General features: G+C 44.4%; 18 protein-coding genes and 1 other RNA gene. 10 read left to right on the top strand and 9 right to left on the bottom strand.

Going from position 1 to position 22,863, the window contains the following annotated elements:
- Nucleotides 1–30 precede the first annotated feature (30 nt).
- The 3 genes from ACYX4W_RS17795 to ssrS all read right to left on the bottom strand — a co-directional run bounded on the left by ACYX4W_RS17795 (nt 31) and on the right by ssrS (nt 2,095).
- Complete coding sequence (locus tag ACYX4W_RS17795) at nt 31–972, bottom strand: nucleoside hydrolase (RefSeq protein WP_476074077.1); 942 nt, start codon at nt 970–972, stop codon at nt 31–33.
- 22 nt (nt 973–994) lie between these two features.
- Nucleotides 995–1,891 (bottom strand): ribokinase, encoded by an 897-nt coding sequence (locus ACYX4W_RS17790; RefSeq protein ID WP_474805400.1) that lies wholly within the window; start codon nt 1,889–1,891, stop codon nt 995–997.
- 21 nt (nt 1,892–1,912) lie between these two features.
- A non-coding RNA gene (gene ssrS / locus ACYX4W_RS17785) (6S RNA) lies at nt 1,913–2,095 on the bottom strand.
- Between the two features lie 532 nt (nt 2,096–2,627).
- On the opposite strand from ssrS, the gene ACYX4W_RS17780 reads away from it, so the two are divergent.
- From ACYX4W_RS17780 to ACYX4W_RS17745, 8 genes are all read left to right on the top strand, one after another.
- Entirely contained in the window at nt 2,628–3,194 is a 567-nt protein-coding gene (locus ACYX4W_RS17780; protein WP_179984225.1) for a UPF0149 family protein, read from the top strand.
- A 75-nt stretch (nt 3,195–3,269) separates the two neighbouring features.
- A complete protein-coding gene (pepP, locus tag ACYX4W_RS17775; RefSeq protein ID WP_476074076.1) occupies nt 3,270–4,583 on the top strand; it encodes a Xaa-Pro aminopeptidase in 1,314 nt (437 codons plus the stop codon).
- 42 nt (nt 4,584–4,625) lie between these two features.
- Entirely contained in the window at nt 4,626–6,017 is a 1,392-nt protein-coding gene (locus ACYX4W_RS17770) for an FAD-dependent monooxygenase (protein ID WP_476075495.1), read from the top strand.
- The gene (locus tag ACYX4W_RS17765; RefSeq protein WP_476074075.1) at nt 6,004–7,176 is read left to right on the top strand and encodes an FAD-dependent monooxygenase; all 1,173 of its coding nucleotides are present in this window, start codon (nt 6,004–6,006) and stop codon (nt 7,174–7,176) included. Before ACYX4W_RS17770 ends, ACYX4W_RS17765 begins: the two co-directional genes overlap by 14 nt.
- Before the next feature lie 331 nt (nt 7,177–7,507).
- Complete coding sequence (locus ACYX4W_RS17760) at nt 7,508–9,058, top strand: M28 family metallopeptidase (RefSeq protein ID WP_476075494.1); 1,551 nt, start codon at nt 7,508–7,510, stop codon at nt 9,056–9,058.
- Between the two features lie 51 nt (nt 9,059–9,109).
- Entirely contained in the window at nt 9,110–9,985 is an 876-nt protein-coding gene (locus ACYX4W_RS17755; protein ID WP_476074074.1) for an EamA family transporter, read from the top strand.
- Between the two features lie 82 nt (nt 9,986–10,067).
- Nucleotides 10,068–11,111: an MBL fold metallo-hydrolase gene (locus ACYX4W_RS17750; protein ID WP_476074073.1), complete on the top strand. Its 1,044-nt coding sequence runs from the start codon at nt 10,068–10,070 to the stop codon at nt 11,109–11,111.
- A gap of 165 nt (nt 11,112–11,276) precedes the next feature.
- On the top strand, nt 11,277–12,209 hold the full coding sequence (locus tag ACYX4W_RS17745; RefSeq protein ID WP_476074072.1) for a DHH family phosphoesterase: 933 nt from the start codon (nt 11,277–11,279) through the stop codon (nt 12,207–12,209).
- A gap of 51 nt (nt 12,210–12,260) precedes the next feature.
- On the opposite strand, the gene ACYX4W_RS17740 is transcribed toward ACYX4W_RS17745, so the two are convergent.
- The 6 genes from ACYX4W_RS17740 to ACYX4W_RS17715 form a co-directional block, all read right to left on the bottom strand.
- Nucleotides 12,261–13,109 (bottom strand): LysR family transcriptional regulator, encoded by an 849-nt coding sequence (locus ACYX4W_RS17740; protein WP_159117926.1) that lies wholly within the window; start codon nt 13,107–13,109, stop codon nt 12,261–12,263.
- Nucleotides 13,110–13,202: 93 nt separating this feature from the next.
- Complete coding sequence (locus ACYX4W_RS17735) at nt 13,203–14,519, bottom strand: sugar MFS transporter (RefSeq protein WP_476074071.1); 1,317 nt, start codon at nt 14,517–14,519, stop codon at nt 13,203–13,205.
- 121 nt (nt 14,520–14,640) lie between these two features.
- On the bottom strand, nt 14,641–15,768 hold the full coding sequence (nagA, locus tag ACYX4W_RS17730; protein WP_476074070.1) for an N-acetylglucosamine-6-phosphate deacetylase: 1,128 nt from the start codon (nt 15,766–15,768) through the stop codon (nt 14,641–14,643).
- Nucleotides 15,769–15,770: 2 nt separating this feature from the next.
- Nucleotides 15,771–16,772: a glucosamine-6-phosphate deaminase NagB-II gene (gene nagB-II / locus ACYX4W_RS17725; protein ID WP_476074069.1), complete on the bottom strand. Its 1,002-nt coding sequence runs from the start codon at nt 16,770–16,772 to the stop codon at nt 15,771–15,773.
- Nucleotide 16,773: 1 nt separating this feature from the next.
- Nucleotides 16,774–17,652, bottom strand: coding sequence for a glucosamine kinase nucleotide-binding domain-containing protein (locus tag ACYX4W_RS17720; protein ID WP_476074068.1), 879 nt, complete (start codon nt 17,650–17,652; stop codon nt 16,774–16,776).
- A gap of 10 nt (nt 17,653–17,662) precedes the next feature.
- Nucleotides 17,663–18,748 carry an acyltransferase family protein gene (locus ACYX4W_RS17715; protein ID WP_476074067.1) on the bottom strand — a complete coding sequence of 362 codons (1,086 nt, stop codon included), beginning with the start codon at nt 18,746–18,748 and terminating at the stop codon, nt 17,663–17,665.
- A 200-nt stretch (nt 18,749–18,948) separates the two neighbouring features.
- Here ACYX4W_RS17715 and ACYX4W_RS17710 point away from each other — a divergent pair, with 200 nt between their 5' ends.
- Nucleotides 18,949–19,983, top strand: coding sequence for a LacI family DNA-binding transcriptional regulator (locus tag ACYX4W_RS17710; RefSeq protein ID WP_476074066.1), 1,035 nt, complete (start codon nt 18,949–18,951; stop codon nt 19,981–19,983).
- 205 nt (nt 19,984–20,188) lie between these two features.
- Nucleotides 20,189–22,834: a TonB-dependent receptor gene (locus ACYX4W_RS17705; protein ID WP_476074065.1), complete on the top strand. Its 2,646-nt coding sequence runs from the start codon at nt 20,189–20,191 to the stop codon at nt 22,832–22,834.
- The last annotated feature ends 29 nt before the right edge of the window (nt 22,835–22,863 follow it).

Raw genomic sequence — 22,863 nt, 5'->3', positions numbered from 1 at the left:
GGATTGTTCATTAACAATCCCTTAAACATATCACAAAGCGTAGGTGTCTATGAATAGTTGTTCCAGTTTTTGATGGTCAACTTTAGTCGCTACTTTTATGGTATTTGCTTCATTCCATAGCGGGCTAGGTGTTGTACCTGTTGGTGCCACCACCGTTTGGCCTCTGTCCAGTGTGCCAGTACCAACGCGAACGTGGCCTTCAGTCAGTTCAAATAACTCTGGGTGGCGAAGGTGAGCAATTGGGAACGCATCGTGGAAGAAACATACGCGGTCTTCACGGTTTTGCGAGTAGAAGTCCATGTAGAACTGAGCACTTTCCTTCACAAAGCCACCAAGGGTATTGTTTTTCTCTTCAAGTTTTTCAACAAAAGCTGGCGAGAATGGCGTGAAGTTCGTCACGTCCAAACCAAACATAGTCAATTCCCAATCTGCCGCAAATACGATTTCTGCTGCGTGGGCGTCATTCCAAATGTTTGCTTCTGCTACAGGCGTAACGTTGCCAGGTACAAACGCAGCGCCACCCATAATGCTAACGCCTTTAACCAGCTTAGGTAGCTCAGGCTCTAGACGAAGGGCTAGGGCTAAGTTACCCAATGGACCAATAGCCACTAATGTAATTTCGCCTGGGTACTTACGCGCCATGTCTACGATAAACTGCGCAGAGCTGCGAGGGTCTAGTTCCGTCTTAGGCGCTTCAGGTTTAATGTGACCAAAGCCGTGTTCACCATGTACGAAGTGTGCATAGTTTGACTCTGGGCCAACCCATGGCATACCAACGCCTTTGGTTACAGGAATATCTTTACCTGCAATTTCACAAAGTGTTAGTGCATTTTGCGCTGCCATCGTTACTGGAACGTTACCGTAAACGGTAGTTAAGCCAAGTACTTCAATGTCTGGAGACTGAAAGGCGAAAAAAATCGCCATTGCATCATCAATCCCCGGATCTGTATCTAATATGATTTTATGTGCCATCGAATTTTCTCAGTGCGTCTTGCTAGTTGGCGTGTTTCGCTAAGAAACGATCCACTTCTTTTTGTGTTGGAATACTCTGTGCTGCGCCTTCACGAGTTACTGCAATCGCTGATGCGGCACAGCCACGACGCAACGCCTGTTTAGCATCGGTGTGGTTACTGTAGGCAGATAAGAAATAACCGATAAAGGTATCGCCTGCCGCAGTTGTATCAACTGCATCTACAGAAAAAGCGTTTACTTCTATGACGTCGTCTTTACGCAGCATCATTACGCCTGCTTTACCCAGTGTAATGATAACTTCGCAGTGTGACCATTGTTCTTTGAACACTGTCACAATATCTTCAAATTCTTCTTTGCCAGTTATAGCTGCCGCTTCTGTTTCATTAACAATAAGCAAATCGACGCATTCCAGTGGTAGCTGTTTAACCGACTCGCTCATAGGCGCAGGGTTAAAGGCAACCTTCAACTGTTTTTCTTTCGCTTGGCGAAGTACTTCTTCAATGCTGCTGGTTTCGTTTTGGGTTAGTACCCAATCTGAAGGGCGTGTATCGTCTAGCGCTTGCATTACCGTTTTTGCTGTAATGGTTTGGTTAGCACCACCAAAAAGCACAATGGCATTTTCGCCGCTAGGTGTAACTTGAATGATAGCGTGACCAGAAGGAACTTCTGAACACTTAACACCACGGCAATCTACCCCTTTTTTGATAAGGGCTTGCTTGAAAGAGGCGTCGTTTTCGTGAATGCTGCCGACGTGACGTACGTCTGCACCTGCTTGCGCTAAAGCAATCGACTGGTTTGCACCCTTACCACCTAGTAGTGTTTGGTAATGGGTTGAGGCCAACGTTTCTCCAGGTTGCACAAAGTGTTCTACCTGATAAACGTGGTCAATATTTATAGAGCCAAAATTTATTATTGCCATTTCTTCTTCCGTCGAAAGAGGGCGCTTCCCAGAATGCCGCTGTCCATGTTTCGCCCGTGAACCGAAAAGTTCAGGGCGGAAGAATCACAATTGCCGTAGGCTTCTCGATACGCGTCGAGCTTGCACAATAGCAGCTGTTTCAACTTCCTAGGTTTAAAGCATCGGCCAGGGACATGAATGAACTAGCAAACATCCCAGGAAACATTGTTGTTGTATTAACGCAACAGGGTATAACAAACGCGAGATCCAGTGAAGAGGATCACCTAACGCGCTTTATAACTATTTTTGCGTGGTGAATATAAAAGCGGTAAAAAAATACTATTTTCTTGACCAATTGGTCAGCAATTATACACGCATACAAGATAAGCTCAATAATAACCAAACAGGTAATTTAGTTACAAACTTAAAAGTCTTTTAAATACTGCTGCGAGAGGAATTCCGTATCCAGCAATGATGATCTTAGATTAATTATGCGTTCGTTACTAGGGATAGCAGCGTGCATTTCGTTAAATTAACGCCAATTCGCGGTTGTTTGAACAGTCAGTAAACAATGTATGAGTTTGTTGTACAAAGTATAATCTTTACTATAAATGCGCTGTTCAAACACTACACGCTAAATTGTCAAAAGTGGGCTTTGTATATTGATTTTTGCTAGTATTAACGCCATCACGGAGTAACGGCCGAAATCAAAAAGGGCTGTGAAAACTCAACTCATCTTAAACAAAGAGAACGAATCGTGGAAAAACAGCTCGATTACGATAGCGTAACTAATAAATTGTCACAGCAAGGTATCATTGTAGATGCGGCAGAAGTACACGGCATTCTAACCGGAATGCTTTGTGGTGGCATGTCGCTTACCGACCAAAAGTGGCTTGAAGCCCTTAGCGAAACCATCAACCAAGGTGATGCGTTCAGCGACCAAACTCAACACCTTCTCAATACGCTTTTCAATCAAACCTGTCAGCAGTTATTAGAGCCTGAATTTGCGCTTAGCTTGCTACTCCCAGAAGACCAAGCGCCTATTAACGACCGCGGCGCTGCGCTTATCAACTGGGTGCAGGGTTTTATGCTTGGTTTCGGTTTACATCAGCAGGACCTTGTGCAGTGTTCTGACGATGTTAAAGAAGCCCTTGAAGACTTCTCAGATATCTCTCGTATGGAAGAGCCAATGGATGCGGATGAAGAATCTGAAAAAGCGCTTTTTGAAGTAGAAGAATACGTGAAAATCTCAGCTATTTTATGCTTCAGTGAACTGGGTCAATCACTTCTTGATGATCAACAAGACACACCATCCGTACACTAGTACTTAGGGTAAGTTAAAAGTAGCAGCTGTTTAAAGGGCTCACTTTACAGTGAATTAGTTAGGGTTTTCTAGTTTATGATTAGCGCTCAAGAGTTTATTGCCAGACAAGACAGGCTGTTGGCGCAGTGCCAACCAAACAGTGTATGTATAGTACCTGCCGCTGGGCTGGTAACGCGAAGCCGAGATACCGAATATACCTTTAGGCAAGACAGCGACTTTTGGTATTTAACGGGCTTTGAAGAGCCTGGTGCATGGTTGATATTGTCTAATCACCCTCGCTACGGCGAGAGCTATCGCGCAATGGTAGTTCAGGAAAAAGACAAAAGCGCTGAAATTTGGCACGGTAAGCGCCTCGGTGCTGAAGCTGCGCTTTCCCGATTTAGCTTAGATGAAGCGTTTGAAACACATGAATTAGAAGAAGCCTTATTGGCGTCTATTCAAGGGCAAGACAATGTTTACTTCGCTTTAGGTCATAACCAAAGTCACGACCGATTATTTACTGAAGCTTTAAATACTTTGCGTGAAGCGCCAAAAGAATCATTAGCGCCTTACGCAGTACACGATTTACGCCCACAGCTTCATGAAATGCGATTGTTTAAATCAGCCTGCGAAGTAGCAATGATGAAAGCGGCGGGGGAAATCAGTGCCCGAGCTCACAAACGCGCTATGCAATTTGCGTCTCCTGGCTGTTTTGAATATCAGTTAGAGGCTGAAATTCACCATGAGTTTGCTATGGCTGGCGCACGTTCGCCTGCGTACAGCACTATTGTAGGAAGCGGTGACAACGCCTGTATTTTGCATTACACGCAAAATAGCGCACAGATAAATGACGGTGATTTGATCTTGATCGACGCCGGCGCGGAATATCAAGGCTATGCTGCTGACATCACCCGAACATTTCCTGCAAATGGTAAGTTTAGTCACGCTCAGCGTGAAATTTACAGCGTTGTATTGAAGGCGCAAAAAAGCGTATTGGATATGCTAGCGCCCGGCGTCACGCTTTCCGAAGCAATGCTACACAGCGCAGAAATTATTACCGAAGGTTTAGTTGACCTTGGTGTTTTAGACGGTAGTGTGGCAGAAAACCTTGAGAACGAAAGCTGGCGGCAGTTCTATATGCACGGGTTAGGTCACTTCTTAGGGCTAGATGTGCACGACGTAGGCAACTACAAAATAGATGGCCAAGACCGCCCATTAAAGCCAGGAATGGTGATAACGGTAGAGCCGGGTATTTATATCAGTCAAGACAGTGTGGCACCCGATAAGTACAAGGGTATAGGTGTTCGCATAGAAGATGATGTGGTCATCACAGCATCGGGTGTTGAAATTTTGACATCCGACGTGCCTAAAGAGATTGACGAAATCGAATCACTTATGGCGAAAAACTAAAAGAATAAAAAGCGCTAAAGCTAGAGCGACGGGAAGACAAATATAGTGGAATCGGCAGCGGTTGATGTAGTTATTATTGGTGGCGGAATTGTAGGAACCGTGCTTGCTAAAGCACTTTGCGAAGACATTGCTATTGAAACGCCCGAAGGTAAAAAATGCGGATTGAGTGTTGCACTTATTGACGCTGCAGACCCAAAAGAAACGACACCCTCTCACAATGATTTCAACCCGTTTACCGATACACGAGTTATTGCATTAGCAAGACGTACCGTTAACGAATTAGCCGATGTTGGTTTAAGCCTTGACGACTTAGCCAAGCAGCACAACGGCGAACTACCTCCTAAAATAAAGCAGATAGAAGTGAGCGATAAGGGCAATCTTGGCCTTTTAAACCTGCACAGCCAAGATTATCACATCGACGCATTTGGCCAGGTGGTAAGTTTAAGCGCGCTAACGCGCTTAGCAGCAAATGCGAGTACTGCTTATCAGCACATAGCGCCAGCAAAAGTGACCGGTGTTGAGCAGCACCGTGACAATGTTGACGTGTTGCTAGATAGCGGGGAGGTGATAACCACTAAGCTGCTAATACTTGCAGATGGCGGGCGTTCGGGTTTGGCCGAGCAGGTGGGTATTGCTAAAACAGTTAGTGACTATCACCAAACTGCCATTGTATTTAACGTGCATACGCAAATGCCTCATGAAAACAAAGCGTACGAACGCTTTACCGATTCTGGCCCCCTTGCTTTTTTACCCTTCGATAGTGAAATTGACGGCGTAAAGGCAAATGGCAATGGTTTTTCAGTGGTATGGACGCTAGAAACCCAAGCCGCTGAAGCACTTATTGGAATGGATAAAGCGTCGTTTACTAACGCGCTTCAACAAGCCTTCGGTTATCGTCAGGGCAAAATACTAAGGGTGAGTGATACGGCTAGCTATCCATTAGCGCTTACTAAAGCCCAACAAGTTACCAGCCACCGAACGGTAGTGGTGGGGAACGCTGCGCAGGCGCTACACCCTATAGCGGGGCAGGGGTTCAACTTGGGCTTACGCGATTTGAGTGCACTCGTTTCTGTACTGAAAAAAGAATCTGTAATGAAAAGTACTGTATCTGAGCATTCTAGAACGCAAATTTCGAAGCAAGAAAAGACGCAGAAAACGCAATCGGAAGGTGGTCTTGATCACTTTGATGCTGGGGCATTTAATATTGTTCAGCGCTATGCGAACGAGCGTAAGAAAGACCGAGATAACACGATTGCGCTTACCGATACCCTAGTGCGAACTTTCTCCAACCAGTATTTTCCTACCGTCATAGGCCGAAACGTTTCCTTACTAGCATTAAGTATGATGCCGCAAGCGAAGAAAACCTTCGTAAAGCACACAACAGGTTATGGCGTAACACCACACGGAAATAGAGATAACAATGCAGCATGTTGATATAGCAATAGTGGGCGGTGGAATTGTGGGGTTAACCCTAGCCGCAGCGCTAAAAGAAAGTGAACTAAATATAGCAGTTATTGATAAGTCGCCTTGTTATCAGGTGCTTGCAGATAAGCCAACGGCGCGTGTTAGCGCAATAAATCAGGCAAATATTAAAGCATTGCAACAGTTTGATGTGTGGCCTCATTTACAGCAGGACCGCGCCAACCCTTATACTGAAATGCATGTGTGGGACAAAGACAGTTTTGGTGATATACATTTTTCGTGTGACGAAATGGGAAGCGATACACTTGGCGTGATTGTAGAAAACCAAGCTTTAGTTAATGCACTGTCTAAAGCTGTGGAATCGCAGCCTAATGTAGAGTTGATTACTGCGGGTATTGAAAGGGTGCTTGCAGGCCCTAATCAAACCATGCTGATGCTAGACAACGACGACGTGCTAAGCTGCAGGTTGCTTGTTGGCGCAGACGGCGCTAATTCTTTTGTAAGAAAGCAGGCTGGCCTGCCAATTACCTTTAAAGATTATGAGCATACGGCCATAGTCGCTAATATCAAAACCGACGAACCACACAACAATGTGGCGCGCCAAGCGTTTACGCCCACAGGCCCACTTGCGCTACTTCCAATGGCCGAACCAAATGTCTGTTCAATTGTGTGGTCGCAAACGCCAGAGCAAGCAAGCGCGCTAATGGCACTTGGCGATGACGCTTTTTGTCACGCTTTAACTGCCGCTAGTAATAGTGTTCTAGGCACTACTTCGCTAGAAACCAAGCGCGCCGCGTTTCCATTAACCATGCGCTATGCAAGACAATGGGCTAAAGATGGGGTAGTGCTGGTGGGCGATGCAGCGCATACTATTCACCCGCTAGCCGGACAGGGCGCCAACTTAGGTATGCAAGATGCACTGGCACTGGCGAAAACCCTAAGCGACTTAAAGGCGTCGGGCAAAGACATAGGTTTGTACAAGCACCTGCGCAGCTATGAGCGAAGCCGTAAAACAGAAGCCACGAAAATGATAGCAGCAATGGATGGCTTCAAAATCTTATTTGACGGTAACGATCCTCTCAAAAAACTAGTACGCGGCATAGGGCTTTCAGCCACAGACAAACTCACAACCATCAAAAACGCTTTCGTCAGCCACGCCATGGGCCTTTAAACCCAAATAATGGGGTCAGAGTACATTTCTCATGAATAATGGGGTCAGGGTATATTTCTCTAGTTTTGAAGTAGGGAATGCCAATAATGTACTCTGACCCCATTCTTGGCGTTGAGATAGTCGGCGGTAAAGGATACTCTTCGGTATCCTTTTTTATTTCTACCAATGGCTTATGTTTACATTCTTGTGCAAACCTTATCGCGCCTTTTCCTTTGCATGCGCAGCGTCTCTACTTACTTCTACTTTACTTACTGGTTCAGCGAATGCTGACGTCACTACTTCCAGCTTGACCTCGGTTGAGCCTTCGTCGGCGAAAGCAAAAAACGTAGAGATGTCGCTGAGTAACGCTTCTATCGATTTAGAAGTGTATCGTCAGCACGTTAAAATATTGGCTAGTGACGAGTTCGAAGGGCGAGGACCTTTATCAAAAGGGGAAGAAAAAACCGTAGAATACTTGGTGGCAGAGTATAAGAAGTTAGGGCTAAAACCGGCTTTTGGTGACAGCTATACGCAAGCTGTGCCGCTCGCAAAAATTACGCCCAGCAACATGAGCACATTAAACATTGGCGACCTTTCTTTTGAAGGGGGAAGCGAGTTTACTGCTCGAACACAACGTATAGTAAATGAATACTCACTAACTGATAGTGACTTGATTTTCGTGGGGTACGGTATAAATGCGCCCGAGTATAACTGGAATGATTACGCTGGCCTTGATGTAAAAGGAAAAACGGTGGTAATGCTGGTAAACGACCCGGGCTTTGCATCTAAAGAGCCAAATTTATTTCAAGGCAATGCGATGACCTATTATGGTCGTTGGACATACAAATACGAAGAGGCCGCTAGGCAAGGCGCAGAAGCTGTTTTCATTGTTCATGAAACCATGCCTGCGGGTTACGGCTGGGGCGTAGTCGAAAACTCAAATTCTAATACCAAATTTAGCCTAGTCGATGACAATGGTAATGCGTCACAAGTAGGCGTAATGGGGTGGCTTCATCTAAAAGCCGCTAGGCAGCTTTTCGAAAAAGCAGGTTTAGATTACGGCGAGCTTAAAAGAAAAGCATCTACGCCCGGCTTTACGCCTATCCCGTTAAACACTACAGCATCGTTAAGTTTCGCTAACTCTATAGAGCATGCTGAATCGCAGAATGTTGCCGGTATTTTAGAAGGCACCTCAAAGCCAGAAGAGTGGGTAATGCTGCACGCTCATTGGGACCACCTTGGTAAAGTAGAGAAGAACGGCAAGACTACTATTTACAATGGTGCGGTAGATAATGCGTCTGGCACAGCTGGAGTGCTAACACTGGCAGATGCGCTATCAAAGCACAAAGAAGGCTTTGCGCGTACGCTAATGTTTAGCGCGTTTACAGCTGAGGAAACGGGGCTGCTGGGTGCTAATTATTTTGCAAATAACCCCCCTGTACCTACCAAGAACATGGTGGCGTTTTTAAATATCGACGGTATGAACGTAAACGATGATGTTGATTATATCTTGCAGTATGGCGAAGGCTATTTATCTATTGAAGATGATTTAGCTACGGCAGCAGCGTTACAGGGGCGAACCGTTAAGATGGACCCGCGCCCTCAAAATGGCCTGTTCTTTCGCTCAGATCATTTCGCGCTTGCTAAACAGGGTGTGCCATCTATTTTGTTCATGAGCTTAGGCGATACCGACCCAAGCTTTATCGCTAAACGCTATCACAAAGCAGATGACGATTATCTTCCAAGCTGGACACTAGGTGGCGTTAAACAAGACCTATCTCTTATCGGGACCATGCTTACTCATTATGCTCAAGGCGATGTATGGCCTTATTGGAAGCGCGAAAGTGACTTCAAAGCAAAGCGTCTACAGGCGTTATCTGATAGCGAAACCACTGCCAAATAAAAAAGCTCGAAAGGCAGGTAGTAAAATAACTTTGAAGGTAAAGCAACGCTAATGAGTTGGGTTTTATTTACATTGGGCGCGGTTATCATGCAAACCGTGCGTAATGCGCTGCAAAGCAGACTGAGTGGTTCAGTTAACACCTCGGGTGTTACGCTATCTCGTTTTATCTTGGCTCCGCCCATAGCCCTTGTTTATTTGCTTATGCTCTACAGCAGTAGTGCCAGTCAGATGCTGCAATTTACGGGCCCATTTATCACAGCGATCTTGTGTGCTTCACTGCTTCAAATAGCAGCCACTTCTTTAATGGTGATTTTGTTTAAGCAAAAGAACTTTGCTATTGGAGCAGGCTTGGCTAAAAGTGAAGCTTTAGTGGCGGGTGTGGTAGGCATGCTGTTTTTTGGTAGTTACCTAACACTTCTTGGGTGGGCTGGCATAGTCATAGGTGGAATAGCTGTATTCGTGCTTAGCAGCGGTAACCGACTTCATGGTATTAGTGTGAAAACCATGGCTATCGGTCTAGCTTGTGGTACCTGTTTTGCGCTGACATCACTTCTAGTGCGCGAGGCTAGCCATATGCTTAATATTCAGCATACAGTAGCCGCAGCATGGGTTTTATTATGGGTGCTGTGCGTTCAGACGGTTGCTTTAAGTTCATACATAGCATTAACCAAACCATTCGTGTTTAAGCAACTAGTGAGCGCTAAGAAGCAGGTGCTAGCGATAAGTACAGTAAGCTGTTTAGGCTCAATATGCTGGTTTACAGCTATGGCGCTACAACATGTGGCGCTAGTGAAAACGCTTGGGCAACTAGAAGTTTTACTCACTTTAGTACTCTCACATTTCTGGCTAAAAAACGCAGTTACAAAACGCGAAATTACTGGGCTGCTCTTAATCGGCGCTGCCGCTATTATGGTGATGTGGGCTTGATGTTATGTAGCTTGTCTTTTTTGTTTTTTGCTTAGCTTTAAGAAGGTAAGAAACAGATATTTTTAATGGGAATAAAAAAATTTTGAAACATCTATTGGGTCTTTTGATTTTCTCAGTACTAACCGCTTGTAGCGCTGCTTCAGTGAGTGATAGGGAAACGGAATATAACGTTACTGTTGAAACAAGAAAAAGCGATGTAGAACCAGCATTTCAACTTGTTACATTGGGCGATACTGGCGGTATTAAAGACGGTAATTTGAGCGCATTTCTACTGCGAAGTTTAGAAGAGGAGCGCTATGTTGCTCTAGACGCAGGAAGCATAGTTAATGGTATTGATGTTGCGTTAAAAGAAGGGGCTTTTGACAACTTAAAAAGCAAGCCCAACGATAACCTGAGAGCCAACGGCAATGTACTGCATAATCACGTTGCTGCATACCTGATTAGCCATGGTCACCTAGATCATGTTGCAGGGTTACTCATTGCTTCACCAGATGACAACAATAAACCCATCTATGCCTTAAAGTCAGTAAACGACACCATGGGGGCGACTTACTTTAACTGGCAGGCATGGGCAAACTTTACCAATCGAGGTACAGAGCCAAAGCTGAATAAATACGATGTTGTCGACTTGGCTCCGCAACAAGCCACTGCAATTAAAGGCACTAATTTAACGGTAACGCCCTTTAGTTTAAGCCACCCCTTAGAATCGACGGCTTTCGTTATTGAAAGTGACAACGATATGTTTGTTTATTTTGGTGACACTGGCCCGGACGATGTCGAGAAAGAAGGCAAGTTAGCCGAAATATGGCGCTACCTTGCACAGCAAATGCGAAACAAGACGCTAAGAGGTATGGTTATTGAGGTGTCGTTTGATAACAGTCGCCCTGACAATCTACTGTTCGGACACCTTACGCCTAAGTGGTTGATGCAAGAACTTACTCGCTTTTACGAACTAATTGAAGATAAAAGCCAGGTTCCAGATATAAATATTGTGATAAGCCATATTAAATACAGCTTAAAAGCGGGAGAGAGCCCACGCTCTGTCATTTCAAAAGAGTTAAAGCAGGCTAATAAATTAGGCTTTAATTTTATACTAGCAACACAAGGCCAATCGCTTATCTTCTAATAGCCTTTTGGTATAGTGAAGTAAGTAAACATTCGAGGAATCAGGCCTTTAGTTATACTTTCGTCGCGTTTTATGACTTTGTAATCAAAATCTATATAGGTAATCTCTCAAAATTTTTACTAGCTGTTACACTTACTTGATAATCGTTAATAAAGGAAATACGTGATGTCAGAACGAAAGTTTAGATTAGTTACCCGAAGCGATTTTGACGGGCTAGTATGCGCAGTACTACTGAAAGACTTAAATATGATTGATGATATTTTGTTTGTGCACCCTAAAGACATGCAGGACGGCAAAATAGATATCACTGAGAACGACATTACAACTAACTTGCCTTACGTTGAAGGCTGCCATTTAGCCTTTGACCATCACCTTAGCGAAACCGTGAGAAACGCCAGCGATATCGAAAATCATATTATCGATCCAGAAGCGCCGTCAGCCGCGCGAGTAGTGTATGACTATTATGGCGGAGCAGAGAAATTCCCAAATATCTCAGTAGATATGATGGACGCGGTAGATAAAGGTGATTCTGCGCAGTTTTCAAAAGAAGAAATTTTAGAGCCTACCGACTGGGTGCTTATGAATTTCATTATGGACGCGCGTACTGGGCTTGGCCGTTTCAGAGATTTTAAGATCTCTAACTACCAGCTAATGATGAAGCTAATAGATGCGTGTAAAGACCACAGTATTGAAGAAATACTGCAAATGGAAGATGTGGCTGAGCGCGTAAGTTTGTATCACGAGCACAATGAAATGGCGAAGGCACAAATAGCTAAGTGCTCTACCGTACACGATAACCTTGTGGTACTCGATTTAACCGAAGAAGAGACCATTTACGCTACTAACCGCTTCGCTATTTACGCCATGTACCCAGACTGTAATATTTCTATTCACAAAATGTGGGGGCTTAAAAAGCAGAACGTGGTGTTTGCGATAGGTAAGTCGATTACTAATCGTAGCTCTAACACCAATGTGGGTGAGTTGTGTTTGAAATATGGTGGCGGCGGTCACATGAATGCGGGTACTTGCCAAGTTGAAACCAGTAAAGCAGAGACCGTGCTTGCTGAGCTTATTGAAACCATCACAAATGATGGTTAACGCTGATTAGCACACGGATGAAGGGGCAGAAAAAGTACTCTGACCCCTTTTTTACTGGGTTAGGCGCACTTTGAAGAATTCGGCGAGGGTTTTGCTGATAACTGGATGCTGGGTGTCTTGGTTAAACAGGCAAATATTGACCTTTCCCAACTTAGGCAGATGCGGGTGGTTTAGCACTGCTAAATTTGCCGGTAAGCTAGATTTTGCTAGTGCTGTAACACCAAGCCCTTGTTGAATGGCGGCAACCAAACCGCCTAAATCGGCGTTGGTGTAGCTGATTTTCCAAGCAAACGTTTGCTGCTTTAGCTGTTCAATTACCCGGCTTCTGTACATGCAGCCATCTGGCGCTAGTACTAATGGAATATTGTTTCCTACCAACGGGTGAGACGTATCACCAACCCACACCACGTCATCTTCTAAAACAACTTCGCCCTCAGTTTCTTCATCTGGATTGACCAGTGCCAGAATTAAATCGAAGTGATCTCGTTGAGACGGATGAAGCAGATCGCGGCTTAGCGCGGAAGTAACTTCTAAAGACACATCTGGGTAGCGCTTCGAAAACTCACCAATTAAACCAGGCAGCAGGGTAGAGGCAAACTCGTTGGGGATGCCTAAACGCAATCTACCGCTTAAAGGCGCAGGAGTTAAGCTTCGAAAGATATTGTCGTTAAGCTCTAGCAGCTCTTTCGCTTTTGGGTACAGCCAATTCCCATCGGCGCTAGGTACATGGCGTTGGCCTACTTTGGTAAACAGCTTTCTGTCTAGCTGTGATTCAAGCTTTTTGATTTGCAAACTAATAGCAGGCTGAGAGCGACCTAAAAAGTCGCCCGCTTTTGCATAGCCACCAAGCTCAATAACGCTAACAAAGGTGCGTAGTGTGTCTAGAGAAAGCTGCTTCATCGTTAATTACGAGTTCCAGTATCACCTGCAATAAATACTTCTTTAAAGAATAACACTTATGCGTATAGTAAACCCACCAAGTCGTCGCCTAAATTACCATTCTCTTAGACGCCACCCTTTCAATGCGTAGAAAAGAATAAATGCATAGCAAGGTATCGTTGTCCAGTAAGCGTTCAACACTCCGAAGTGATCAGCCGCAAATCCGAAAAGTAAGGGGATAATTGCCCCCCCAGCTATACCCATTATCAAAAGTGCAGAACCGCGAGCAGTGAATTTACCTAGCCCCTCTAATGCTAGAGGCCAAACTGCAGGCCAAACAATGGCGTTAGCAAGTCCCAAAAGTGCAATAAGAGTAATAGGATCAGGAAGCGTTGCAATACCTGTCCAACCCCACAGAAAACCTGCAAAGACGTGACTTTCAGCGTTAGTGAACGGTATACCGATCGACAAAACAATACCTAAAACTGAAGAGAGAGTAAGTAATTGGTGCTGAGTGCAAAGTCGGGGCACAAGTGCTAGACCTAGGCTATACCCAATAACCATAAAAAACATCGTATATGAAGTGAGCCCTAGTGCTCCCGGAACGCCAAGTTGTGAGCCCGCTAGGCCAATAGTATCCCCGGCGACAACTTCTACGCCCACATAACAAAAAAGTGCAATCACACCTAGTACTAGCTGAGGGAATTGTAATACCGAGCCTTTACTTTTTTCGCGTTCTGCGAGTTTTTTATCCTCCACATCCAAATCGAGTTCAGGCAAGCCTGAAAAACTTAGCGCAACAGCAAGTAATACTAACGCTGCAGCCATTCCTAAGTAGGGCATGATAAGGCTTTGTGCTAATTGTTGTATTTGTGCGCTGCGTTCAGCTTCTGGCAGTGCAGCAATACTTTGTTCGGTGATACCTGATAAGTCTCCGAGTACAAGAGCAATAAAAACCATAGGTGCGAGCCAACCTGCTCCTTTATTTAACAAACCCATAATGGATATTCTTGCTGCTGCACTTTCTGACGGCCCAATTTTTACTAAATATGGGTTTGATGCGGTTTGTAAGATAGTTAAACCGGAACCGACGACGAACTGAGCTGTAATGAATAATATGAATGTTTGCGTTTTAGCGGCAGGAACAAATAAACAGCACCCTGCAGCAATCAGTAAAAGCCCGAAAGTCATGGCGTTTTTATAGCCCAATTTATTGAGCACGAATGACATAGGAAGTGCCATAACAACATATGCGATATAAAAACTAAACGCGATTAGCAGTGCTTCTGTTCCGTTCAAATTGCAAACAATTTGCAAGAAGGGGATGAGTGCTCCATTTAACCATGTGATAAAACCAAAAACGAAAAACAATGTGCCGATTATTGCCATAGGGAGTATCGTCGACGGGGGGGATTTAACTGCAGTTTGCATCACGTTTCCTTCTTATAATGTTTTTATTTCACTGTATTGCTTACTTAATATTTTAATTTTTTGTGAGTACGTATTATCTGTTGTTCAAAAGAATACCGGGCTATGCATATTAGCTGCATACCTACCGGACGACTTCGCCATTGCGCCAACAGCGTGTCACCCTTAAGTCTTTATTTAGCGTTATGAAGTTAGCGAAAGAGCCTGTGCGTAACGTTCCAATGTTCGCTTCGCTTTTTATAAATGAAGCAGGGGTCGACGTTGCCATTTTCAATGTTGCTTGCAGATCAATACTCAGGTCGAAATGCGTATGCTGGATGGCCTCTTCCATCGTTAATAGCGAACCCGCCAAGGTACCGTCGTTAAGACGAAGTGCATTATTTTTACGTATGACTTTAACGCCTTGATAAACGAAGTGGTCGACGTTACTTGCTGCCGGTGCCATAGCATCGGTTACCAGCATTAAGCGTTCATCACCTTTAAGCTTTATCGCTAGCTTTGCTGACACAGGATGAACATGATGATGGTCAACGATTAGTCCGCAATAGACGTCATCTCTGTAAAGTGAGGCCCCAACCACACCAGGCTCTCTGCTGGTAAACGGTGACATGGCATTGAAAAGATGTGTAGCACCGGTAGCCCCCGCATCAAAAGCGGCAAAGCAATCGTCGGAGGTGGCGTTAGTGTGGCCTATGGACACAATTACGCCTGCATTGGTTAGGGTCTCAATATCTGAGGGCGAGACCGCTTCTGGTGCTAGCGTGACAATTACTTTACCAAGATCATTTCGAGTAAATAAGGCCAACTCTTTGTCGCTCAGTGATCGGATGTGTTTTGAACTATGCATGCCCTTTTTGGTTGTGCTGAGGTGAGGCCCTTCAAAGTGGACACCTGGGATAGCGCCTGGATCCCATTTGTGACCTAACGCTATAGCGTCAGCGCCTTTATTCATAACGTCGATGTCGTCAGTAATAATGGTTGGCATTAAGCTGCCCGTACCCACTTTTAAAAAGGCCTCTGCCATTTGCTGAAGCGTAGATACTGTAGGCGATTCGTTAAACTGAACGCCGCCTCCACCGTTTACCTGAACATCTACCATGGCGGGTATGACTAGCTCATGGATGACCTCAGCATTGCTATCATCCACGCTGCCTGCGCAGAAAGCGGACACTCGGCTGTTAATCACTTCAAAGCGCACGTTCGAATGAAATGAAAAGCCGTCAAAAAGGAGTTTGGCAAAATAAGATTTCATTGCTAGAGGGTTTCCGTTACTTTTTTAAGTCCTATAGGGCTGTCTGGATCCATATCCATCTCGCGCGCAGCTTTTTCAATATCTAAGTAAAAACGTTGCATAACAATGAGCGCCGATGTGAGAGGATGCACATCCAATGGTACCTCAAATAAAGGGAAAACTTGTGCTCCTCTGCGGATCACTTCTTCAATTTGTGACTTATGTACAGCACTAGAAGCGTCAGGAATATGGGCATCGATAATAGCTGTTTTGCGGTTTAGAAGGGATATGGGCCCGTGAAGAAATTCCGCGCTACTGAAAGCCTCAGCCTGTATTCCACAGACTTCTTTCATTTTAAGCGCTATTTCTCTGGATATGGCGTAACCGAAAGCGCGGCCTAGTACAACGCATCGTTCAAGCGGAGCTAAGTGCTCTGCGGTAAGTACAAAGGGGGAAGTTATTACCGACTCTAATTGTGTAGGTAGGGCAAGTAAAGCTTTGTGAAGATCGTTGCGTTTAGTGAAATTTGCAACAATGCTTAATAACGCATACAAGGTCGCCAGATAGCTTTTGGTGGCGGCAACGGCAATTTCTGGCCCGGCACAAAGTGGTATAAATATGTCTACAATATCTTTAACTGGTGATGACTCGTCATTTACCAGCGCAACACAAAGCGCACCTTTTTCCTTTGCCATTTTGGCTTGTGCAAGTATATCTGGGCTTCTACCTGATTGAGAAATGATAAAAACCAGGGCTCTATTTAATCGAAGCGATTTGCCAAAAACGCTGTTTACCGATGGCGCGGCAGAAGCAACAGGCAGCCCCATTTCAGTTTCAATCAAATATTTTCCAAACACGCCGGCATGGTCTGAGGTACCGCGGCCAATAATATACACAAATTCTGGATCGTGCTTTTCTATCTCTTCAGATAACTTGTTATATACATGGCTATTGTTGTCTAGCTGTCGTTTCAGCACTTGTGGCGTTTCTGCTGCTTCAGACGCCATTTTGGTCACATAAGCCATATTAACACTCCTTTACCAGGTCTTTTATCAATGAAATTGCACCAAATTCAGGTGAACACTTTGCGGGTTGTAAACGTTGTTGAATATTGTCAGGTAGCCACTCAGCCCATTGCGAAGACAAGCCACCAATCATTGAAATGCGTTTAGCACCGAGCTCCTCGAGTTGAGAAACGACACCTGAAAGGTACTGCTTTCCTCCGTTCACAATACTAAGAGCAACGGGGTCACTGCCGTTAGCACATCTCACAACAATTGGCGCAAACTTACCGAAATCACTCGACTTGAAGTGCAGCGACTTACCGACTATCGCCTGAGGGTCGTTTGTACCAAGAGCTTCGCACATATCAGTAACGAGCTGAGAGGAAGGTACCAAGAAATCGAGTGCTTCAAGGGTGTATTGCAAGGCCTGCAGGCCAAGCCATGCGCCTCCCGCTTTGTCGCCTAAAGGGAAACCGTGGCCACCGATACTTGTTAAGTTGCCACTCAAGCTTGCAAGTGCTGAACTACCGGTTCCAGTTATAATAATTGCGCCGTCTTGACCTGCATGAGCGCCTAAACAAGCAATGTGTAGATCGGTGGTTATGTGTGTACGTTTAAATGGAAATATCCAACTCTGTGCAATTTCTCGATAACGCGTAACGTTTACACCTGCAAGACCTAGACAAACATTAAGATCGCTTATTTTTGTCGCTGACATTGAGGCTGCCTCTAATGCCAGTGTCGTAGCTTCGATAATTGATGCGAACGCGGTGTCGGCTGATTGAGCAGGGTTGCATGGACCTGACAATCCTTCGCCAAGCAATTCGCCTTGTTCGTTTTCAAGTCGCGCTTTGCATTTAGTGCCACCGCCATCAACGCCTACAAAGTAATTCTGAGTCACAGATTCCACCTTAAATCTTTACGAAAATTTGTTTGCGATAGAGGACATATACAGGAATAAAACAAACGCTGAGAAACAGAATGACCCACAACGTTGCACTTATAAAATCACTTGCTCCCATATCAGACATAAATGTGGTGTAGCTGTTGTGAACCGATACACCGGCGATTTCCCAATCAAGTAGCTTCTCTATGATTACGTGCAGGATATATGCGGTGATCGCGTTAGCCCCAAAGATGGTGGCTATTTGAGTACCGTTTCTGAAGCCTTTAATATCGGTGTACCACATCATACAGGCCAATATCATGGCGCCTATGCCGCCGGTGGCTAATACAAATGAGCTGGTCCACGCCTGTTTGATGAAAGGAAAACCTAGGCTCCAAATACATCCTAGAGAAAAAGTAACAAAGCCGAATACAAATAAATTCATCACCGTGGTAGGTAAGTCGTCCTTGCCTTTAACTATAACCTGGCCAATGAGCATACCCATAATACCGGTAACAATGGCAGGAAAAGTACTGAGCAGACCTTCGGGATCCCAAGTACCACGCCACAGCATACCCGGTACAAATTGATCGAACCAGTTTATAATGTTCTCTCCACGAGCAAGATGCCCGCTAGGGAGGCCCGGGGCAGGAACCAATAGAATAAATACCCAGTACAGAAGCAAGATACCAATGCCCACTTTAACCACGTTCTTTGGTTTGCAGTAAATTGCTAAATAACAGCAGGCAATATAAACAATGCCAATTCGCTGTAAGACGCCTAGTAACCTTATTTGTTCGAAGTGGGTATAGAACAAATTAACAACGAGCCCGAGCCCAATGAGCGTAAAGCCTCTTCTCCACACTTTTTTCAAAATACTGGTCAATTGTGGTGAAGATGAATCAATATTCTTAAACCCCAAACTAATTGCTACACCCACAATGAGAATGAAAAAAGGAAACACTAAATCGGCAAAGTTGATGCCTATCCAATGTGCGTGCGCGAGTTCTCCATAAGTATTCGGACTGTTTACTACAATCATTGCGATTATGGTGAGCCCTCGAAATACATCGAGAGACAGAAGTCGTGAAGATGTCGTGTTTGTTGTCATGTTTCTTGCTTTTTTATATTCAGTTGTTTAACCCTAACCCTTTTCTTTAACCTATGTCAACGTTGTCATTGTTGTTTTTTTGAACCTTGATGAAATTGTATTAATTATTCATTGGTTTACGAAGACCAAGAAATTTGCTTAAACAGGGGGTTCACTTTATTCTCTCTAACACTCAATACCTTTCACCGAAAAAGAGTTTCATGAAAAAGCCAACTATTAAGGATGTCGCGAAATTAGCGGGAGTATCGTTTAAAACGGTTTCGCGAGTGGTTAACCAAGAACCAAATGTTAGTGAGTCGGTAAAGGAAAAAGTGCTTGAGTCAATAAAGCAGTTGAACTATCAGCCTAACCACACAGCAAGGGTAATGCGTAAAGCACCGTTCTCTCTTGCGTTTGTTTATGACAATCCCAACAGCCATTATGTGATTGAAATGCAAAATGGAATTATTTCTGAATGCAGAAAAAAAGGGTTTGAATTAGTTATTCACCCCACCGATTCTCATTCTGATGAGGTAGGGAATGAGCTTGCGGCTATGATTGGTTCAAATCAGATTGGCGGAATTATTCTCACCCCGCCATTGTCGGAAAATAAAGAGCTTGTTACATTTTTACTCAGTAGAGATGCTAAAGTAGTTAGGATCTTATCTGGCGAGCAACCCCCTGATAACCTCGCCCCAGTGTTGCATGTAGACGACGTGGATGCGGGATTTAAAATAACGCAGTATTTGCTGGATTTAGGCCACAGAGATATTGCTTTTCTTGGTTTTCATGCATCGCATGAGTCTAGTTTAGGGAGAGTAAGAGGTTTTAAAAAGGCACATGAAGCAGCAAAATTGCCTTTTGATAAAAATTTTATCATTGATGGAGAGTTTACATTCGAATCCGGCATGGATATGACTAAACAAGTACTTGCCATGCCCAAACGACCTTCCGCCATTTTTGCATGTAACGACGAAATTGCAGCGGGAGCTGTATTTATGGCGCGTCTTAACAACCTTAAAGTTCCAGAAGACATCTCGATTGTTGGTTTCGAAAACAGTCCCTTCGCCATGCAAACGTGGCCTCATCTTACTACGATCGACCAGCCTAACTTTGATATTGCAGCAACAGCTGCAGCAATGGTTATTGAAATGATGAAATCTAATGATATTCATGCTGTTGATTCAAAAGGGTTTTCTCTTGATGTGGTTGTAAGAGACTCGGCTTCTAATTATTCGCTTGAAAGCGCAGTTTAGCGTTTTCGTCTTACTGAAAGTTCATATTATGGTCTACCCAATATCGTAATAATAATTCCTTATTTTTTGTTGACAACGTTGACATTGGTTGGTAGCGTCAATGGCAGGTGATGAAAAAATCATCGTTAATAATAAGAAATAAAATTAATCAGCTGGTTGCCTAAAGCTGAACAACAACCACTACAAAGAAGATGGGAACCACATCATGAATAACGCTCGTCCAAAGAAAACGTTACTCGCCAGTGCTATCGTAGGCATTCTTAGCTCGCCTGCACTGGTTTTTGCTCAAGCTGCCTCAGACGTAAGTGACAGTGAAGTTGAACGTATTGACGTTACTTATCGTTCTAGTTTGGTCCAAGCTGCGGCACTAAAACGCGATGAAACGAAAGTTGCAGACATTATTACATCAGAAGATATCGGAAAGTTTCCTACCGAGAACATTGCTGAAGCAATCCAGCGAATCCCTGGCGTACAGATATCAAATATTAACGGTAGAGGTTCTACAATCAGTGTTCGCGGTTTAGGCTCGCAATATGCCAGAACTACCGTGAATGGCCAAACTATGGCGAGTGCGGATTTTACTGGTGGCTTTCGTTACGACATTATACAGTCTGAGCTAGCTTCAAGTATTTCAGTAATTAAATCTCCCAGTGCAGACATGGATACTGGTGGTTTGTCAGGTACTATTAATATCGATACTACAAAGCCACTTTCCTACAGTGAGCGTAAAGTTGTAGCTTCCGTTAAGGGGCAATATTCGGAATTCTCACCCACAGATGATGTGACCCCCAAAGGTAATATCACCTATATCGACCAATTTGCTGATGACACAGTAGGATTATTTTTAAACGCAGGTTATCAGGAACTTGACGACAGGGTAGATAACTTCTGGATGGGTAGGTGGTTCAGCGACGATGAAGGCAATGATATTCCTCGACGTCCGCGTTACCGCCGTATTGACCGCGAAACCAAACGCTATTTGATGAACGGCGCAATACAGTGGCGTCCTAGCGATAATTTCGAAACAACGTTTACCGCAATTTATGCTGATGACGATACGGTACAAGATTTGAACCAGCAGGTTTTCTTGTTCGATCGCGACGATATCACGCTACTTGGTGAGCCGGTAAATGGCGTTTATAACCAAGTGCGTATTGACGACTTTACTCTTGAAAATAATCGCCAAGCTGAGGACAAACAGGCTACCAGTAAAGCGTTTACGCTTGAGTCAAAGTACGAGACAGAAAACTGGACTTTAGTCGGTGTAACTCATTACACGAAAGGCGAGGCTGTGCATGCAGAAGAAGCGGTAATCTTAGCGACTACGGTATCTGCAAACATGGATATTTCAGATCGCAATAACGTTATCTTCAACGTGGATGAAGATCTAACCGACCCGTCTTTATACCCTGCTGACATGCCAAGGAACGAGTACCCAAACGGAGCAACTCGATACATGGACTCTTCTGAAAGTGCACTTCAATTTGACGCAATTCGCGTGCTTGAAGGCGACTTTTTCACTGGTTTTGCTTTTGGAGGAAAATTCCGTAAAGAAGAATTCAATAGAGACGTTTTTCGTACGGATAGATTCGCGATTGGTGAAGCTGACCCAAGTGATCTTCCGTTAATGAGTGACTTTAACTATATGGTAACTGACTTCTTGGACAACCAAATGTCCATAGAGCATGGATGGGTCGCGCCAGATATTCAAGCTTACCGAGATGCGCTTGTGGCTGAAGGGGTAACAGTTCCAACTTTATTCGCTGCTCAATCTTCATATTCAATAGAGCGAGATATCCTATCGGTTTACGGAAAAGTTGATTTCGAAAGTTACATCGGTGAAATGACGTTGAGAGGAAATATTGGTGGTCGTTATGAAACTACCGACAGGACGATCAATACCTATCTGACCGGTGAAGATAACCCGATTAATTCTGAAATCAGTTTAGTGATTGGCGAAACGGCATTTGACTACGATTACAACAATTTTTTACCGAGCGTAAACCTTGTGCTTGAATTGACAGACGAAGTACAAGCGCGATTTGCTGCTGCCAAGGTGCTAGTTCGACCATTGTTGACATCTCGTACGCAGATTGCTGCTTCTGAAACATCGGTGAATAATTCATTTGGTACGCGGACTTACACCGTAGACCTCGGTCAACCCAACATGAAAGCATTGACAGCCGATCAAGCCGACTTAGGGCTAGAGTGGTACTACGGCGAGGGTAATAGCTTAGCACTTACCCTTTTCTGGAAAGAAATTAAGAATGGTTCGGTTTCTGAGTTTGTTTGCCCTGATAGCTACAATGACGTTGCGCTAAGTGGAACGCCGGAAGATTGTGTGGATACAGAAGGTAACATCTATGAAATCACGAGCACCTATAACGATGATAGTGGTACGACTATCAAAGGGTATGAACTAGGTTGGAACCAGAGCCTTGATGCACTGCTACCTATCGATGGTTTCGGTTTCTCAGCAAACTATACTTTCATCGATGCAGAAGATAGCGAAGACTTCGTGCTAACTAATTCGTCAGAAGAGACTTGGAATTTCATCGGATATTGGGAAAACGACACGTTTAGTGCAAGGGTCGCAGTGAACAACCGTAGCCCTTACGTTCAAGATAACACTGATGCATTCTTTGCACGCGAGGGAAGGGTAGTCGACGGTAGAAATCAGGTTGATATTCTATTGAGCTATAACGTTACTGAAGCACTTAACCTTCGTTTTGGAGCACTGAATATCAATGGTAACAACGAAGAAGCCTATTTCACAGAAGAGAAGCCGGTGTGGCAAACGACAAGTATTATAGGCACTAGCTATTATCTGAGTGCGGTTTACTCATTTTAAGACAATTATGCTGCGGGCAACCGCAGCAT

This window comes from Alteromonas sp. ABH4_454 (assembly GCF_056311775.1).
The sequence above is the reverse complement of the archived record's forward strand: the minus strand, read 5'-3'. Positions and strand labels throughout refer to the sequence as shown.

What these genes read in the sequence shown, in the direction of transcription:
- ACYX4W_RS17795 (WP_476074077.1), bottom strand. Translation starts at nt 972, where the DNA reads ATGGCACATAAAATCATATTAGATACAGATCCGGGGATTGATGATGCA.
- ACYX4W_RS17790 (WP_474805400.1), bottom strand. Translation starts at nt 1,891, where the DNA reads ATGGCAATAATAAATTTTGGCTCTATAAATATTGACCACGTTTATCAG.
- pepP (WP_476074076.1), top strand. Translation starts at nt 3,270, where the DNA reads ATGATTAGCGCTCAAGAGTTTATTGCCAGACAAGACAGGCTGTTGGCG.
- ACYX4W_RS17765 (WP_476074075.1), top strand. Translation starts at nt 6,004, where the DNA reads ATGCAGCATGTTGATATAGCAATAGTGGGCGGTGGAATTGTGGGGTTA.
- ACYX4W_RS17760 (WP_476075494.1), top strand. Translation starts at nt 7,508, where the DNA reads ATGTCGCTGAGTAACGCTTCTATCGATTTAGAAGTGTATCGTCAGCAC.
- ACYX4W_RS17755 (WP_476074074.1), top strand. Translation starts at nt 9,110, where the DNA reads ATGAGTTGGGTTTTATTTACATTGGGCGCGGTTATCATGCAAACCGTG.
- ACYX4W_RS17745 (WP_476074072.1), top strand. Translation starts at nt 11,277, where the DNA reads ATGTCAGAACGAAAGTTTAGATTAGTTACCCGAAGCGATTTTGACGGG.
- ACYX4W_RS17740 (WP_159117926.1), bottom strand. Translation starts at nt 13,109, where the DNA reads ATGAAGCAGCTTTCTCTAGACACACTACGCACCTTTGTTAGCGTTATT.
- ACYX4W_RS17735 (WP_476074071.1), bottom strand. Translation starts at nt 14,519, where the DNA reads ATGCAAACTGCAGTTAAATCCCCCCCGTCGACGATACTCCCTATGGCA.
- nagA (WP_476074070.1), bottom strand. Translation starts at nt 15,768, where the DNA reads ATGAAATCTTATTTTGCCAAACTCCTTTTTGACGGCTTTTCATTTCAT.
- nagB-II (WP_476074069.1), bottom strand. Translation starts at nt 16,772, where the DNA reads ATGGCTTATGTGACCAAAATGGCGTCTGAAGCAGCAGAAACGCCACAA.
- ACYX4W_RS17715 (WP_476074067.1), bottom strand. Translation starts at nt 18,748, where the DNA reads ATGACAACAAACACGACATCTTCACGACTTCTGTCTCTCGATGTATTT.
- ACYX4W_RS17710 (WP_476074066.1), top strand. Translation starts at nt 18,949, where the DNA reads ATGAAAAAGCCAACTATTAAGGATGTCGCGAAATTAGCGGGAGTATCG.
- ACYX4W_RS17705 (WP_476074065.1), top strand. Translation starts at nt 20,189, where the DNA reads ATGAATAACGCTCGTCCAAAGAAAACGTTACTCGCCAGTGCTATCGTA.